Below are 15035 nucleotides of genomic sequence, written 5' to 3' on the forward strand. Positions count from 1 at the left end.
AACGCCGCGAAGAACATCCTCGCCGCCGGGCTGGCGGAGAGGTGAAACGCCTGTGGAGCCGGTGTAAGACCTCAAGGGCGAAAGCCCGGCGGGCAGTCGGCGGTGAAGCAGGAAACCCGACCCGTGAGGGTTGGAATCCCCCGGCTTCAGCCGTGGGGAGGAAGTCAAGACCCGAGTACCGCGCCCCCGGCGCCCCCGGGCCCGTCGAGGTCGGCCACCGGCCGGCCGGGCGGGGGTCAGAGCCGGGTGAGCACGCGCGGGCCGTCCTCGGTGATCGCCACCGTGTGCTCGACGTGGACGGCGCGGCTGCCGTCGGCGGTGGACATGGTCCAGCCGTCGGCGGCGATCACGTAGTCGTCGCCGCCCCCGGCGGTGAACATCGGCTCGATCGCCAGCACCAGCCCGGGCCGCAGGGTCAGGCCGCGGCCCGGGCGGCCGTGGTTGGGCACGTGCGGGTCCTCGTGCATGGCCCGGCCGATGCCGTGGCCGCCGAAGTCGTCGGGGATGCCGTATCCGGCGGCCCGGCCGGTGCGGGTGACGGTGTGGCCGATGTCGCCCAGCCGCCCGCCCGGCACGCAGGCGGCGATCGCGGCCTCCAGCGCGGCCTGCGCGGTCTCGATGAGCGCCAGGTCCTGCGCGCGGGGCGTGCCGACGATGAGGCTGACGGCGGCGTCGGCCGCCCAGCCGTCCAGGTAGACGCCGAAGTCGACGCTGAGCAGGTCCCCGTCGCGCAGTCGGTAGCCGCCGGGGATGCCGTGCACGATCACCTCGTTGACCGAGGCGCAGATCACTGCGGGGAACGGGGTGGGGGCGAAGGACGGCCGGTAGCCCAGGAACGCCGAGCGGGCACCGGACTCGTCGATCACCGTCCGGGCGACCTGGTCGAGCTCCAGCAGGCTCACCCCCGTCGCGGCGTGTGCGGCGACCGCGTCCAGCGCCGCCGCCACGACCTTCCCCGCCTCGGCCATGGCCTCCACCTCGGCTGCGGTCTTGATCTCCACCATGGTGCGCACTCCTTGTGATCCAATAACTATACCGGTATTACTATCACGGTTTCCGGTATTGTTATCACGGTTGCTAGGATCGTGCGCATGGTGCGACCTCCGCTGACCGACCTCGACCGCGAACGCGGCCACCGCCTGGGCGCGGTCCTGCGCCAGGCGCGCGGCACCCGGAGCATGGCGGAGGTGGCCGCCGCCGCGGGACTGTCCGCCGAGACCCTCCGAAAGATCGAGACCGGCAGGGTGCCCACGCCGGCCTTCTTCACCATCGCCGCCCTCGCCCAGGCCCTCGGCGTCTCCCTGGACGTCCTGTCCGAGGTCAGCGCCGCCGACCGCGCCGCCTGACGCCCCTCGCCGCCGGGCGGCGCAGCCGTACCGGGCGGGGAACGGCGAGCGGATCAGGGCGATCACGGTGCGTCTGCACCGGCGCGACCGCGGAGCCGCGGGACGGGCGACGGGCGACGGGCGCGGCGCCGAGACCGCCGCTCACGCCTCCGGGTACGGCACCGGCCCGGGGGCCTCCTCCGGATGTCCGCCCGCGTTCCGCGCGCCGCGCAGCAGCGGGTGGGCGCGCATCGCCACCTCCAGCTCGCCGGGCAGTTCGTCGCGGTAGCGGCCCAGCGTCGACAGGTCGCTGTGGCCCAGCACCCGCCGGACCGCGTCCATGTCCACGGCGTCGGCCAGCAGGTGGGTGGCGGTCGTGTGGCGCAGCCCGTGCGGCGTCACCGAGCGGCGCCGGTCCGGGTCGACCCGCCGCTGCACCCGGTCGATCACCGCCTGCACGTCCCCCCGCGCCAGCCGCCTGCCCCGCCACGACAGCAGCAGCGCCTTGTCCGGCGTCTCCGGCCGGCCCCGGGCCAGGTAGACCTCCAGCATCCGCGCCACGTCGCCGGGCAGCGGCACGTCCCGGGTCCCGCCGCCCTTGCCGAAGATCCGCCAGTAGCGCACCCCGTCGTTGGTGTAGAAGTCCTCGGTATTGGCGCGGACCAGCTCCGAGACGCGCGGACCGACCGTCGACAGCAGCAGCACGATCAGCGCGTCCCGCAGTTCGGTGCGCTGGTCGCGGCGCCTGGTCCCGCGCTCGCCGGGTGCCGGGGGCGCCGTGCCGCCGTCCTCGCCCAGCGCCCGGGCCGCGCCGATCAGGCCCTGGGCCTGCTCGCGGGTCAGCGCCCGCCGCTCCGGGCGCAGCCCGCCGCGCTCGCGGGCCGTGACCGTCGCCGCCGTCATCGGGTTGATCTGCACCCAGCCCGCCAGCGCCGCGTGCTTGAACAGCGCCGAGACCGACCGGCGGAACCGGGCCTGCGAGGACGCCGACTGCGCCGGTCCCGCCGCGCTCTCCGGCCCGGGGGCGATCGGCATCCCGTCACGCGGCCGGGCGCGCCGCCCGTCGGGCTTGCGGGCGAACGCCAGCAGGACCGCGTCCACGTCCTCGCCGGTCAGGTCGTCCAGCACCCGGTCCGCCCCGGCCAGTTCCGTGAACGTCGCCACGTCGCGCGCGTAGACCTCCGCGGTGGCGGGCGAGAGCGCACCCGTGGAGGTCTTCGCCCGGACCAGCTCCACGTAGCGGTCGGCGGACTCGGCGACGGTGAGGCGGTTGAGATCGGCGGGTCGCATGGGGGCGGGGGTGTCCTTTCTCGGTTCGCACGACCGTACCGCGCGGCACCGACACGGAGGCCCGCCCGCACGGTCAAGTGGGCGGGGCCGCCGCGGAGAGCAGGGTCTCTCCCGCCTCGCTCCGGGCGTACAGGACATACCGTCCGCTCCGGTGGGCGCTGACCAGACCGGCGTCGCGCAGCGCCGTCAGGTGCTGCGACACCCCGCCCATCGACATCCCGGTACGGCCGCTCAGGTGGGTGGTGGAGGCGGGTGTGTCCAGCTCGGCCAGGAGCAGGGCGCGCGAGCGGCCGAGTACGGCCGCCAGCGCCTCGGGCACGCCGGTGGTGCGCCGCTCCCACAGGGTGGCGATGCCGCGAGGGGAGTAGCGCAGCGTGGGCTGCCACGGGGGCGCCGTCACCGAGAACAGGCGCGGCCAGACGAACACCGACGGCACCAGCAGCAGACCGCGCCCGCCCAGTTCCCGGACCGCCGACACGTGCCGGTGCGCCACGAACAGGGTGTCGTCCTCCCACCGGACGGCCGGGTCCAGGTCGTTGAGGAGCCTGTCCGCGCCGCCCTCGGCGAGCCGGCGGGCGCGGTACAGCACGTCGCCCTCCAGCAGGGCGCGGATCCTGGGCCAGTACGGCGCCAGCGTGATCGCCCAGTAGCCCCGGATGACGTCGGCCAGCCGCTCCAGCCCGGTGGCGGGGTCCTCGCGCAGGACGGCCAGGCGCGGGCTGTCGCCGGCGGCGTCCACCTGGCCGGGCGGGGTCGAGCGCATCGTGGCCAGTTCCACCTCCAGGTCGGGGGAGGTGGTGACCGGCGGCGGGCACACGAACGCCGGGATCGTCCGGGTCGGCACCGGCACCAGGTCGGACAGCATGCCCCAGTCCAGGCCGGAGGCGTCCAGGCGGGGCCGTACCGCCGCCACCCACGGCCGGTGCAGGGGATGCTCGCCGGGGCTCTTGAGCACCCGGACGCTGGCGATCACCTCCCACAGGGGGGAGAACGCGAACCGGGTGCACGCCAGGTCCGCCAGGCCGAACCCGAGTTTCAGCACGGCACCTCCTCTCCCGGCCCGGGGGAAGCGGACCGGTTGGATTCGCTCCCTCCTAAATTAATGGAGACCCCCGCGCGGGGGCGGAAGGGTCGCCGCATGACGACGACACCGGACAGGACATCGGAGGAGGACCCGGAGCGGGCCCTGGGGGTGCCCCCGGCGGAGCTCGCGGGGACGGCCCTGCCCGGAGGGGCGGCGCCGGGGCGGTCGGTCTTCGCCGATCCCGACTTCCGCCGGCTGTTCGCCGCGGCCGCCATGAGCAGGCTGGGCACCTCGATCGGTCACCTGGCCGTTCCGCTGGCCGCGGTGACGGCGCTGGCGGCCACGCCCGGCGAGCTGGGCGTGCTGGCCATGCTGAGCACGCTGGCGTTCCTGCTGATCGGCCTGCCCGCGGGGGTGTGGGTCGACCGGCTGCGGCGGCGGCCGGTGATGGTCGTCGCGGACCTGGTGCGGGCCGCGCTCCTGGCGTCGGTGCCGCTGGCCTGGTGGCTCGGGGCGCTGACCTTCGCCCATCTGTGCGCGGTGGTGCTGGTCTGCGGGTTCGCCACCGTGTTCTTCGAGATCGCCGACCAGAGCTACCTGCCGCAGCTGGTCGGTCCGGACCGGCTCACGGCGGCCAACACCGCGCTGGTCAGCATGGACGCCGCCAACCAGCTGGCCGGGCGGGGCATCGGCGGTCTGCTGATCCAGCTGCTGTCGGCGCCGGCGGCGATCCTGGTGGACGCGCTGAGTTACCTGTGGTCGGCGGTGTGCCTGCGCGGGATCACCCGGGCCGAGCCCCCTCCCGCGCGCGGGGAGCGCACGAGCCTGCCGCGCGAGGTCGGGCAGGGGCTGGGCATGGTCGCCGGGCACCCGATCCTGCGGGCCATCGCCGTGGAGGGGGCGCTGACGAACCTGGCGATCCAGATCGTCCAGACGGTTCTGCCCCTGGTGTTCGTGCGGGAACTGGGCCTGTCACCGCTGTGGTTCGGGGTGTTCCTGACCGCCGGAGGGGTGGGCTTCCTCCTCGGTTCCGCGGGCGCCGCCCGGCTCGGACGGCGTTTCGGGGAGAGCCGCGTGGTCTGGCTGACCAGTGTGGCGGTCGTGCCGTTCGCACCCCTGATCCCCCTGGTCGACGCCGGGGCGGGGCTGTGGCTGGCCGGGGCCGGATGGATGGCGGTCACCTACAAGGTCGGTGTCGCCAACGTGATCAAAGTGGGCTTCCGGCAGCGGGTCACCCCCGGCCGCCTGCTGGGCAGGGTCACCGCGACGATGCGGTTCATGTTCACCGGGGCGCTGGCGATCGGGGCCGGGGCGGCGGGGCTGATCGGCGAGCTGGCCGGTACGCGGGCCGCGCTGTGGGCGGGCGCGGCGGTGCTCGCGGTGAGCTTCCTGCCGATCATGCTCTCGCCGCTGCGGACCCTGCGGGACCTTCCGGACGGTGCGGGAGGCGCACCGGGGACGCCGGAGGACTGACCCCGAGCGAGCCCCGCATCGGGGCAATATGATCCAATAATGCCGAATATTGGACCGACGGAACTTCTGATCATCGGAGGGATCCCCCTCCTGATTCTGATGATCGTCGGGGGGCTCCTTCTCTCACGGCGGACCGGGCGCTCCCGGCCGCTCCCCCCGCCCGGGCCGCTCGCGCCCCGCATGGGCCCCGGCGACCTGCGGACGCAGGCGCAGGCCCTGATCGCGCAGGGAAAGCAGATCCACGCGGTCAAACTGGTCCGCGAGCAGACGGGTATGCGCCTCGTCGAGGCCAAGCGCTACGTCGACGACCTGGCCGCGGGCCGGATGCCCGCGACGCCTCCGGCGTTTCCGGCGCCCCCGGGGGTCCCGCGCGGCGGCGACCTGGCCGACCGGGTCCGCGGGCTCAAGGCGTCCGGCCGCGCCGAGCAGGCCGTCCTGCTGGTGCGCGGCGAGACGGGGATGGCCGAGGACGAGGCCCGCAGCTTCGTCGACGCGATCCGGTAGCCCCCGAGGCGGCGGGGAGAGGCGCCTCCCCGCCGGCGACTCCGGATAGCGGCGGGGAGGCGCTCCCCGCCGCTATCCGGCCGCGGGGACCCGCCCGCCGGAGCGGCTCCCGGCATGGGCGACGGCGGCGGAGGCGAAGGCGGTGATGACCGGGTGGGGGCGGGTGCCGTCCCCGGCGAGCTCCGGCTGGAAGAGCGTGGCCAGGAAGAACGGGTGGTCCGGAAGCTCCAGGACCCGTACGGCCCCCGCCTCGTCCCGGCCGGTGAAGCGCAGCCCGCCCGCCTCCAGGACCGGCAGGTAGCGGGTGTTGAGCCCGAAGTTGCAGGAGTAGCGCTCCACGCTGCGCTCCGCCCCGATGACGCGCTCGGCCAGCGAGCCGGGCGCCAGCCGTACCGCGTCCTCGTGGCCGGCCAGCGAGCACTCCAGCGGCACCAGCAGGAACTCCTCGGCCTCCGGGTCGTTCTCGGCGTGCGCCACGGCCAGGCCCAGCACGTTGCGGGCGTACTCCAGGACGGTGTGCTGGAACCCGCCGCAGGTGCCCAGGAACGGGATGCCGTGCTCGCGGGCGGTGCGGGCGGCGTTCACCGCCCCGGCCTCGCTGCGGTACGGGCTGCCGGGCAGCATCCAGATCGCGTCGAACCCGGTGAGATCGTCGGCGTCGGTGGTGGGGATCCAGTAGGCGTCCAGCGTCAGCCCGTCGCGCTCGCGCAGCGCCGCCAGCAGGGCGGGGACGCGGGTGTGGGCCTGGACACTGGGAGATCGGTCGCCGACCAGGGCGACTGCGGCAGTGGTCATGCCTTCATCCTGGCGGGCACCCCGAGGTAAGCGCCAACGATGATTCCTGCTGAGTCGATAAGCGATACTGATGCACCGTGGATCCGCATCTGCTGCGCACGTTCGTCACCGTCGCCCGCCTGGGCTCGTTCTCCGCGGCGGCCGGGGAGCTCGGATACACCCAGTCGGCGGTGTCCCAGCAGGTGGCGGCGTTGGAGGCGGACCTCGGGGCGCCGCTGCTGCACCGCCGCCCGGTGGCGCCCACCCCGGCCGGGCGGCGCCTGCTGGAGCACGCCGAACCGCTGCTGCTGCGTCACCGGGCCGCCCGCGCCGACGTGCTGCGCGCCGCGGCCGGGCCGCCGCGCAGCCTGGTCGTGGCCGCCTCCCCGCTGGCCTGCCCGCCCGGAATCGCCCGCCGCCTGCGCGGCCCGCGCCTGGAGGTGACGCTGCGCACCGTGGGCCGCCGGGACGTCGCCGAGCAGGTCGCCTCCGGCGCGGCCGGGGTGGGGCTGCTCGACGGGATCTCCGCGCCCAGCGACCCGCTGCGCCTGCCCGACGTCGGCCCGCTGACCGCCGTCGGCGTGGCCGAGGAACGCCTGCTGGTGGTCCTGCCCGCGGGCCATCCGCTGGCGGGCGGACGCGGCCTGGCCCTGGCCGACCTGGACGGCGCGCTGTGGCTGCAGGCCCCGGCGGCGGTCGCGGTGGAGCGGCTGCGCGAGATGGCCGGCCTGCCCGCCGGTCAGGAGGGCTTCCGGGTCGCCTTCCGCTACGACGGCCACGATCTGCGCACGGTGCTGTCCCTGGTCGCGGCCGGGCACGGCCTGACCCTGCTGCCCGCCTCGGCCCTCGCCGCGGAGCGGGCCGCGGGGCGGCCTGCGGGGCGGGAAGGGGCGGGCGGCGGCGCGGGCCCGGTGGCCGGGCCGGGCGTCGTCGGCGTCCCGCTGGCCGCGCCGCGCGTGGTGCACCGGGTGGAGGTGCTGCACGGCCCCCTGCAGGGCCCGCCGGCCGCTCTGGTGGGCGGGCTGACCGGCTCGCCGGGCGCCGGGGACCGGGCTCCCTGACCGGGGGGCCGCCCGGGGCGCGGCCACCCCGGCCAGGCGGCTCGCGGCCCGGCCGGCTGGCGGAACGGGCGGCCGGGCCGGCCGCTCAGCTCCGCCAGCCGTCCGGGTCCACGCCGCCGGGCACGCCGGCCGCCGGGTCGTACGGCGTGCGGGTGAAGACGAAGGTGTTGAGGTCCAGATGGCTGAGCGAGCCGTCCGGGCGGCGGACGACGCGCAGCGTCTCCCCGGCGTAGTAGCCGTCCAGGCCCGTCCAGGTGCCGTCGTCCCGGGCGGTGAAGCGGGAGGCGCGGCCCGGCCCGCCCAGCGGGACCAGCGACAGCTCCCGGCCGCCCGGCAGCCGCAGCGCGTAGGCGGCCGGCCCCCAGTACCAGGGGCCGGCCAGCTCCATCAGGTCCGGGTCGGGCTCGGCGGGCGCCCACTCGGCGGGCAGGCGCGGTTCGTGCTGGTCCAGGATCGCCAGCAGGTCGGTCAGCAGGGTCCGGCTCACCCCGGAGGTGGCGTTGGCCATGAACAGCACGCCCGTCCGGTCCGCCGGGTCGGCCCAGACCGTGGCCAGGAAGCCCGGCATGGACCCGGTGTGCCCGGCCAGGCGGCGCCCGCCCGCCCGGGCCAGCTGCAGGCCCAGGCCGTACCCGCCGGTCCAGGCGTCGCCGTCGTCGACGATCGCGGGCTCGCGCATCTCCGCCAGCGTCGCCCCGGCCAGCACGCCGCCGGTGTCGCCGGCCACGAACGCCGCCCACCGGGCCAGGTCGGCCGGGGTGGACCAGATCTGCCCGGCCGGGGCCATGGCGACCGCGTCGTGCTCGGGCTCGGGCAGCAGCACGTCCGCCCACGGGTGCACGGCGTAACCGGCGGCGTGCGGGGCGCGCGGCCGGGTGGTGGTGTCGTCCATGCCCAGGGGCGCCAGGACCTCCCGGCGCACGGCCTGCGCCCAGTCCACGCCGCGGTGCCGGGCCACCAGCTCGCCCAGCAGGCCGAAGCCCAGGTTGGAGTAGTGGTAGCGGCGGCCGGGCCGGTGCCGGGAGGTCTCCGGGCCGAGCAGGGCCAGCAGCTCCTCGAACGGCATGCCGGGCGTGCGCTCCCACCACTGGCCCGGCGGCTCGGCGGTCAGCCCGCCGGTGTGCGAGAGCAGCTGGGCGACGGTCACCTCGTCCACCGGCGTGCCGGGGACGTGCTTGCCGATCGGGTCGAGCAGGTCCAGGCGGCCCTCGTCGCGCAGCCGCATGACGACGACGGCGACCATGCTCTTGGTGATCGACCCGATCCGGTACTGGGTGGCCTCGCCGGGCAGGGCCTCCCCGACCCGGCCGCGCGCGCCGAACCAGGCGATGCGCCCGTCACGCACCACGGCCGCGGCCAGGGACGGCAGGCGCGACTCGGCCTGCTCCACCGCGACCCTGCGCAGCAGCGCGCGGGCCGTACTCTCCAGAACCGGCGACATCGACAAGACCCCTCCCCGAGACGACTGAGATCGCCCCAGGTTAGTGCCGCCCCGGCGGCCGCGGCATGGGCTACGGGGCCATCAGCCGCGACAACGTCTCCGGCAGCGGGCCGGTGTGCGCCACGGCCAGCCGCCGGGTGGCGCGGGTGAGCGCGACGTACAGGTCCCGGCCGCCCATCGGCCCCCGGGAGAGGATCTCGGCGGGCTCGACGACGACGACCGCGTCGAACTCCAGCCCCTTGGCCGCGGCCGGCGTCAGCACGGCGACCGGGCGGTCGAGCACGTCGGCGGCGTCGTGCGGGAACAGCGCGTCCACCTCGGCGTGCCGGGCATCGGGGACGATCACCGCCAGCCGCCCCTCGGACGCCTGGGCGGCCTCGGCCGGGTCCGGTCCGGCGAGTTCCGCCCTGATCGCCGCCAGCTCCGCCTCCACCAGGGCGGACAGGCCCGCGAGCCCGCCCCGCTCCTGCGCCGCGCCGGAGGCGTCCAGCCGCACCGCGCGCGGCGGGGCGCCGCCCTCGCGGACCGACTCGGGGGCCTCCTGACCCGGGGCGACCGCGGCCAGGACGCCGGCGGCCAACTCCATGATCGGCGCCGGGGTTCGGTAGTTGACCGTCAGGCGCTCCTCGCGCCAGCGGCCCTCGACGTAGGGGTCGAGCATCTGGCCCCACGAGCGGGCCCCCGCGGCCGAGCCGGTCTGGGCCAGGTCGCCGACGACCGTCAGCGAGCGGGCCGGGACCCGCCGCATCACCGTCCGCCACGCCATCGCCGACAACTCCTGCGCCTCGTCCACGATGACGTGCCCGTAGGCCCAGGTGCGGTCGGCGGCGGCCCGCTGGGCGGTGGTGGTCTCCGGGCCGCGGTCGTGGTGGCGCCCGGCCAGCGACCCGGCCTCCACCAGCCGGGTCTCCACCAGCCCGCTCTCCACCAGGCCGGTGAACTCCAGCACGCCCTGCGCGTACGCCGCCTCCTGCCGCCGCCGCTCCGCCTCGGCCGCGCGGGCGGCCCGCTCCGCGGTGCCGTCGGAGCCGAGCAGTTCGGCGGCCTCGTCCAGCAGCGGGACGTCGCCCGGCGTCCACGGCGCGCCGTACGGCCGGGCCAGGGCGGCGCGCTCGGCGGGCGAGAGCTGCGGCGCGGCCGAGGCGATCGCGGCGGGATCGGCCAGGAACTCGCCGACCAGCCGCTCGGGGGTGAGGTACGGCCACAGCCCTTCCACCGCCTCGCGCACCGCCGGATACGTCCACAGGGCCTTGCGGGCGTAGCGCAGATCCTCGGCGGCCTCCTCCGGATCGGCGGCCTCCCCGCCCTCGTCACCGCCCTCGCCGCCGGCGGCGGCGAGCAGCGCGTCCAGTTCGGCGGCCTCCTCCGGCGGGAGCGCGGCGAGCTCGTCCAGCCGGGCGGCCTGGTCGGCGGCCAGCGCGGTGAGCACGTCCAGGGCGAACAGCCGCCGCGCCGCGTTGTGCGGAAGGCCGGAGCCCCTGGCCCGCTCCCGGGCGGCGGCGCAGGCGGCGCGGGAGGCGCTGATCGTCATCTCCTCCACCACGACCTCCACCCCGCCGCGGATCGAGGTCCGCACCGGGATCGAGACCTCCAGGTTCCCGGCGGGCAGGCGCTGGCGGTCGCGCACCGCGGCGGCGACGACGGCCGCCATGCGCGCGTCGCCCTTGACGGCCGCGGCGGCGGGGGAGTCGGCGGCGGTGGCGCGCACCCCGGGGTACAGCTCGCCCAGGGTGGCCACCACCACGTCGGTCTCGCCGAGGGAGGGCAGCACCTGGGCGATGTAGCGGGAGAACAGCGTGTTGGGGCCGACGACGAGCACGCCGCGCCGCGCCAGCACCTCCCGGTGGGTGTAGAGCAGGTAGGCGGCCCGGTGCAGGGCGGCGACGGTCTTGCCGGTGCCGGGCCCGCCGTGCACGACCAGCGCTCCGGCCAGGCCGGAGCGGATCACCCGGTCCTGCTCGGTCTGGATGGTGGCCACCACCTCTCCCATCCGCCCGGTACGGCCCCGCCGCAGCGCCGCCATCAGCGCGGCCTCCCCGACCAGGCCGCGCCGGTCGCCCTCGCCCAGCCGCTCCAGGTCGAACACCTCGTCGTCGACCCCGACCACGGTCCGGTCGCGGGTGTGCAGGTGGCGGCGGCGGGCCAGCGGGCCGGGGTCGCCGGCGGTGGCGGTGTAGAAGGGGCGGGCGGCGGGGGCGCGCCAGTCGGTGAGGACGATCTCGCCGTCGGCGCCGCGCAACCCGGTCCGCCCGATGGAGTGGCTCCGGCCGCCGGTCTCGTCGATCCTGCCGAAGCACAGGCCGTGCTCGACGGCCGAGAGCCGGGCCAGGCGGCGGGAGTGCTCGGCGGCGGAGACCTCGCGCTCGACCACGGCCTGGCGCGAACCGCCGGCCCGGCCCGCCGACAGGACGGCGGCCAGCGCGGTGCGGGCCTGTTCGCGGGCGGCGTCGAGGCGTTCGTAGAGCCGGGTCAGGAGGGCCTGCTCGGTGCGGAGCGCGGCGGAGAGGGCGGTCGCGGGGCGGGCGGGTCCCGGTTGACGGGGCGACATCTTTTTGCTATCCTCCTGCATAGTGGGTTATTTATATGCTCGAATAGCCGAAAGGGCTGAGCATACCTCTTCCGCCACGCCGTGTCACCCCCTCCTCGCCGCGGACGACGCCGCCCGGATGCCATGAGTGCCCGGATGCCATGAGTGCCCGGATGCCATGAGTGCCCGGATGCCATGAGTGCCCGGATGCCATGAGTGATGGACGGAGCACGCAGGGTGTCCGCCTACTCTGCAGGGGTGACCAGACAAGGGGCCGCAAGGCCGCGCTGTCGCGCGGTGAGAACCGCCGCTCCGCCGCCCGGTGCGGCCCCGCTCCCATCCCTCAGTTCCCATGTCACAAGGGTGTCGTCCGATGACTCAGCTTCCCCCGCCGAAAAGCGCCCTGTACGTCTGCGTCGACGACGACACCGGGCACCGCTCCCGCCTCGAGGCGGTCGCCGGTGACGAGATCGTCGTCGTCGCGCCCGTCGAGGCCGAGAAACTGGTGGCCGCCGAAGTCGGCAGCCACCTGACGGTGTTCTGGATCGACGAGGGGGGCCGCGTCGTGCTCCCGGTCCGGCTGGAGCACATCGCCGCCGGCACGCCGGAGCGCTGGCGCGTGCGCCCGCTGGGCGAGCCGCGCCAGGCCGGCCGCCGGCAGCACGAGCGCGGCGGTGGCGGGGAGAAGATGCGGATCTCCACCCTGGCCGCCCGGCGTGCCGTCACCTTCGACAGCACCTTGCTCGACCTGAGCGAAAAGGCGCTCCGATGCTGGGCGCCCGCCTCCGACATCGCCGTGGGCGAGGAACTGCACGTCCAGGTCGTGCTCAGCAGCGGGATCCTGAGCCACATCGGGAAGGTCACCATCGTGCGCGAGGCCTCCGACGGCATCGGCCAGCACATCGTGGTGACCTTCCACCCGCTGGCCCCTCCCACGGTGCAGATCATCCGCCGCTACCTGTTCGCCTGGGAGAGCCGCCGCCGGGCCCTGCGGCCCGAGCGGGAGGCGGCCGGCGACGGCGCCGCGCGCCTGTGACCCCCGGGGCGGGAGGGGCGGCGAGGCCCCCTCCCGCCGCCAGGCCGGCCGTACGGCCGCGCCGCTCCGGTTCAGGGGACCGGGACCAGGTCGGGGCCGACGATGTGGCCCTGGTGCGGGTGCGGAGCGTTCTGGTCGTGGCGGAAGTGCCCGGCGTACCAGACGACGACGTTGGTGCCGCTGACGCTCTCGCCGTTGACGAACCGGTCGAGCATCGCCCGGTTGTCCCCGTCGGGGTTGCCGTCGTACAGCTCGCTCGCCCGGCGGCGCAGGAACCACAGGTCGCTGATGCCGTACGGGTCGGTGGTGTTGTCGTGCCCGCCGGGCACGATCCGGTAGCCGCGGCCGCTGGACTTGTCGGTGACCTGCCAGAACCGGGCCGGGGGGCGGCGCCTGCGGGAGGTCTCCCGCACGATGGGCGTGCCGACCGGGGCGTCGGCGGCGCCGTCGAACTGCTCGATCACGTCGTTGTCGGACCCCTCGACGTCGAAGTCGAAGCGCCAGTAGACGTGGTGGCGGTGGCGCATGCAGGTGCGCGGGTTGCGCACCCCGGCGAAGCCGAACCGCGGCCGGACCGCGCCGTCGTCGGCCAGCCGCCACTCCGAGACGTACCGGTACCAGCCGGCCGCGATCTCGCTGACGATCCGCAGTTCGCCGCCGTGGTCGTGGAAGGCCACGCCCTGGAAGTCGCCCGCGTCGTTGTCGGGCCGCTCCAGGATCGTCTTCGGCGCGCGGTCGCAGATCCGCCAGCCCCAGCCGACCGGGTCGGTGCCGGTCGCCGAGAAGCGCGTCTCCTGGTTCTGCCAGTCGCGGAAGGTGACGCCGTCCTCCTCGTACTGGACGTTGAGGATCGGCACGTGCGCCTGGCGGAAGACCAGCCTGCCCCGGTAGCGGACCTCGCGCAGCTCCACCCCCGAGCCGTCCCCGGGATCCTGCGGGGCCGAGGCGCGGGGCCGGACCACGACCAGGTTCCACAGCTCGGCGCCGCCGTCGAGCACGCGCAGCCGCACCGCGTCCGGGCCGCCCCGGTCGCGCAGGCTCTCCACCGGCGCGGGCAGGTGCGACTCGCAGTCGCCGGGGTGCATGGCGACGCCGACCCCGGCCGGGGACCAGTCGACGGTGCGGGCGGTGACGTCCACGGCGACGATGCGGTGCCTGACGTCCCCTCCGGGCGTGTAGACGCCCAGGGTGGGGCGGCGCACGGTGGTGCCGTCGGGGTTCTCCAGGTCGGCCAGGGGCGGCATCGGCTGGTAGACGACCACGTCGTCGCCGGCCGGGAAGCGCTCGTCGGCCCGCAGGATCGCCGCCGCCGCCCGCAGCTCCTCCGGGCGCGGGTTGGGCCGGTAGGCGCTGGGCAGGACCTCGGCCTGCTCGGGCCGGTCGAGGGTGCCGCGCAGCTCCACCCCCCGGTTGGAGACCGGGTCGAACACACTCGCCCGGAACGGCGCCCGCTCGCCGGGCTCGCGGCTCAGGTCGACGGCCCGGCCCAGGATGAGCCGGTCGGCGTCGGCGGTCTCCAGGTGCGCCAGCACGGCGGGATGGGCCGCCGCGACCTGCCGCACCCGCTCGGCGCTCAGTCCCGGTTGCGGAACCGCCTCGATGATCACCCGTCTGGTCATTCGTCCTCCCCGTTCACGTGTCGACGGCGCGCGCCGCCCCCCGAGTCCTCCGGCGCACCCCGTTCCTATCCCGGCGTCCGGGATGTTGGGAAGATCCAGAATCGCCCGAGTTCACCGTCCGGCTCGGCGGGCCCCGGCGCCGCTCCCGCCGGAACGGGTACGGCCTGCGCGATCAGTGAGCCGCAAGCCGGTTCCAAGCGGGCCCTCCTATCACTGGTGGTGAGGAGCAGCCGAGAGGGGAGAGACGATGCGCAAGGTTGCCGGGGGATTGCTCGCGGCCGGGGCGCTCATGGCGGTCGTGTCCGCCGGGCCCGCCACCGCGGACGCCGGGGCGCGGGTGGCGGCGGAGCGGGTGGCGGCCGCGGGGGCGGCGGAGGGCGTCGGGGACGGCAGGCCGAAGCCTCCCTACAACCTGGGGTTCATCCGGTCCTCCCGCAAGCACACCGGGTACGCCAGGGCCTCGTTCTGGATCAGCAGCTTCGGCGAGAAGCACTTCCAGGTCTTCGGCCGGCTCTACGACCGGGACCCGCACCCCGGGCACTGCGCCTCCGTCCAGGCCAGGTTCCACTACGACAAGGGCGGCACCGGCCGGTCGCCCTCGCGCCGGTACTGCCACACCTCCCCCCACCGGGAGGAGTACACCGGCTACCTGCTGGAGTCCAAGGGCCCCATCCACCGGGTGGACGTGAAGATCTGCGTCGCCGACGGCCGCCGCGGCCCGGTCTCCCACTGCCGCACCGAGACGGTCCGCAACGAGGACCTCGCCTGGTGACCCGGCGGGACCGCTCTCCCGGTGCGCAGGGAGAGCGGTCCCGCCTTCTCAGGCGGCCGGGCGCGAGCAGGGGAGGACCAGGGTGAAGACCGAGCCCTCCCCGGGAGTGCCGGCGGCGGTGACGGTGCCGCGGGGTGCGCCGCGGTGACGCCGTCCAGCAGCGCCACCAGCGCCGCTTCCCGCTCTCCG

Annotated in this window: 13 protein-coding genes; 6 read left to right on the forward strand and 7 right to left on the reverse strand. The window is 75.7% G+C overall.

Annotated elements, in window-relative coordinates; translation table 11 throughout:
* Positions 1-236: 236 nt before the first annotated feature.
* Entirely contained in the window at positions 237-1004 is a 768-nt protein-coding gene (gene map, locus FHS22_RS35500) for a type I methionyl aminopeptidase (RefSeq protein WP_184948592.1), read from the reverse strand.
* A gap of 87 nt (positions 1005-1091) precedes the next feature.
* On the opposite strand from map, the gene FHS22_RS35505 reads away from it, so the two are divergent.
* Positions 1092-1346: a helix-turn-helix domain-containing protein gene (locus FHS22_RS35505; protein ID WP_184948593.1), complete on the forward strand. Its 255-nt coding sequence runs from the start codon at positions 1092-1094 to the stop codon at positions 1344-1346.
* Between the two features lie 141 nt (positions 1347-1487).
* On the opposite strand, the gene FHS22_RS35510 is transcribed toward FHS22_RS35505, so the two are convergent.
* Both FHS22_RS35510 and FHS22_RS35515 read right to left on the reverse strand, forming a co-directional pair.
* A complete protein-coding gene (locus tag FHS22_RS35510) occupies positions 1488-2615 on the reverse strand; it encodes a tyrosine-type recombinase/integrase (protein WP_184948594.1) in 1128 nt (375 codons plus the stop codon).
* A gap of 73 nt (positions 2616-2688) precedes the next feature.
* Positions 2689-3657, reverse strand: coding sequence for an ArsR/SmtB family transcription factor (locus FHS22_RS35515; protein WP_184948595.1), 969 nt, complete (start codon positions 3655-3657; stop codon positions 2689-2691).
* A 96-nt stretch (positions 3658-3753) separates the two neighbouring features.
* On the opposite strand from FHS22_RS35515, the gene FHS22_RS35520 reads away from it, so the two are divergent.
* Together FHS22_RS35520 and FHS22_RS35525 are read left to right on the forward strand one after the other, a co-directional pair.
* Positions 3754-5112: an MFS transporter gene (locus tag FHS22_RS35520; protein WP_184948596.1), complete on the forward strand. Its 1359-nt coding sequence runs from the start codon at positions 3754-3756 to the stop codon at positions 5110-5112.
* Between the two features lie 99 nt (positions 5113-5211).
* Positions 5212-5616, forward strand: coding sequence for a 50S ribosomal protein L7/L12 (locus FHS22_RS35525; RefSeq protein WP_184948597.1), 405 nt, complete (start codon positions 5212-5214; stop codon positions 5614-5616).
* A gap of 72 nt (positions 5617-5688) precedes the next feature.
* Here the strand turns inward: FHS22_RS35525 and FHS22_RS35530 are convergent, their stop codons facing one another.
* Positions 5689-6411 (reverse strand): CTP synthase C-terminal region-related (seleno)protein, encoded by a 723-nt coding sequence (locus tag FHS22_RS35530; RefSeq protein WP_184948598.1) that lies wholly within the window; start codon positions 6409-6411, stop codon positions 5689-5691.
* 77 nt (positions 6412-6488) lie between these two features.
* On the opposite strand from FHS22_RS35530, the gene FHS22_RS35535 reads away from it, so the two are divergent.
* Positions 6489-7451, forward strand: a complete 963-nt coding sequence (locus tag FHS22_RS35535; protein ID WP_184948599.1) for a LysR family transcriptional regulator — start codon at positions 6489-6491, stop codon at positions 7449-7451.
* Positions 7452-7536: 85 nt separating this feature from the next.
* Here the strand turns inward: FHS22_RS35535 and FHS22_RS35540 are convergent, their stop codons facing one another.
* The gene (locus FHS22_RS35540) at positions 7537-8892 is read right to left on the reverse strand and encodes a serine hydrolase domain-containing protein (RefSeq protein ID WP_184948600.1); all 1356 of its coding nucleotides are present in this window, start codon (positions 8890-8892) and stop codon (positions 7537-7539) included.
* 70 nt (positions 8893-8962) lie between these two features.
* Complete coding sequence (locus FHS22_RS35545; protein ID WP_184948601.1) at positions 8963-11440, reverse strand: HelD family protein; 2478 nt, start codon at positions 11438-11440, stop codon at positions 8963-8965.
* A gap of 352 nt (positions 11441-11792) precedes the next feature.
* Here FHS22_RS35545 and FHS22_RS35550 point away from each other — a divergent pair, with 352 nt between their 5' ends.
* Complete coding sequence (locus tag FHS22_RS35550) at positions 11793-12455, forward strand: PilZ domain-containing protein (protein ID WP_184948602.1); 663 nt, start codon at positions 11793-11795, stop codon at positions 12453-12455.
* A gap of 71 nt (positions 12456-12526) precedes the next feature.
* On the opposite strand, the gene FHS22_RS35555 is transcribed toward FHS22_RS35550, so the two are convergent.
* Positions 12527-14074 (reverse strand): hypothetical protein, encoded by a 1548-nt coding sequence (locus FHS22_RS35555; protein ID WP_184948603.1) that lies wholly within the window; start codon positions 14072-14074, stop codon positions 12527-12529.
* A 247-nt stretch (positions 14075-14321) separates the two neighbouring features.
* Here FHS22_RS35555 and FHS22_RS35560 point away from each other — a divergent pair, with 247 nt between their 5' ends.
* Entirely contained in the window at positions 14322-14846 is a 525-nt protein-coding gene (locus FHS22_RS35560) for a hypothetical protein (RefSeq protein ID WP_184948604.1), read from the forward strand.
* Positions 14847-15035 lie beyond the last annotated feature (189 nt).

The sequence above is a fragment of the Thiemannella venezuelensis genome (genome assembly GCF_014203605.1).
Lineage (GTDB): Bacteria > Actinomycetota > Actinomycetes > Streptosporangiales > Streptosporangiaceae > Planomonospora_A > Planomonospora_A venezuelensis.

Excerpts from the sequence above, each read along its gene's own strand:
- FHS22_RS35505 (WP_184948593.1), top strand. The coding sequence starts at position 1,092 with ATGGTGCGACCTCCGCTGACCGACCTCGACCGCGAACGCGGCCACCGC.
- FHS22_RS35510 (WP_184948594.1), bottom strand. The coding sequence starts at position 2,615 with ATGCGACCCGCCGATCTCAACCGCCTCACCGTCGCCGAGTCCGCCGAC.
- FHS22_RS35555 (WP_184948603.1), bottom strand. The coding sequence starts at position 14,074 with ATGACCAGACGGGTGATCATCGAGGCGGTTCCGCAACCGGGACTGAGC.
- FHS22_RS35545 (WP_184948601.1), bottom strand. The coding sequence starts at position 11,440 with ATGTCGCCCCGTCAACCGGGACCCGCCCGCCCCGCGACCGCCCTCTCC.
- FHS22_RS35550 (WP_184948602.1), top strand. The coding sequence starts at position 11,793 with ATGACTCAGCTTCCCCCGCCGAAAAGCGCCCTGTACGTCTGCGTCGAC.
- map (WP_184948592.1), bottom strand. The coding sequence starts at position 1,004 with ATGGTGGAGATCAAGACCGCAGCCGAGGTGGAGGCCATGGCCGAGGCG.
- FHS22_RS35560 (WP_184948604.1), top strand. The coding sequence starts at position 14,322 with ATGCGCAAGGTTGCCGGGGGATTGCTCGCGGCCGGGGCGCTCATGGCG.
- FHS22_RS35520 (WP_184948596.1), top strand. The coding sequence starts at position 3,754 with ATGACGACGACACCGGACAGGACATCGGAGGAGGACCCGGAGCGGGCC.
- FHS22_RS35525 (WP_184948597.1), top strand. The coding sequence starts at position 5,212 with ATGATCGTCGGGGGGCTCCTTCTCTCACGGCGGACCGGGCGCTCCCGG.
- FHS22_RS35530 (WP_184948598.1), bottom strand. The coding sequence starts at position 6,411 with ATGACCACTGCCGCAGTCGCCCTGGTCGGCGACCGATCTCCCAGTGTC.
- FHS22_RS35540 (WP_184948600.1), bottom strand. The coding sequence starts at position 8,892 with ATGTCGCCGGTTCTGGAGAGTACGGCCCGCGCGCTGCTGCGCAGGGTC.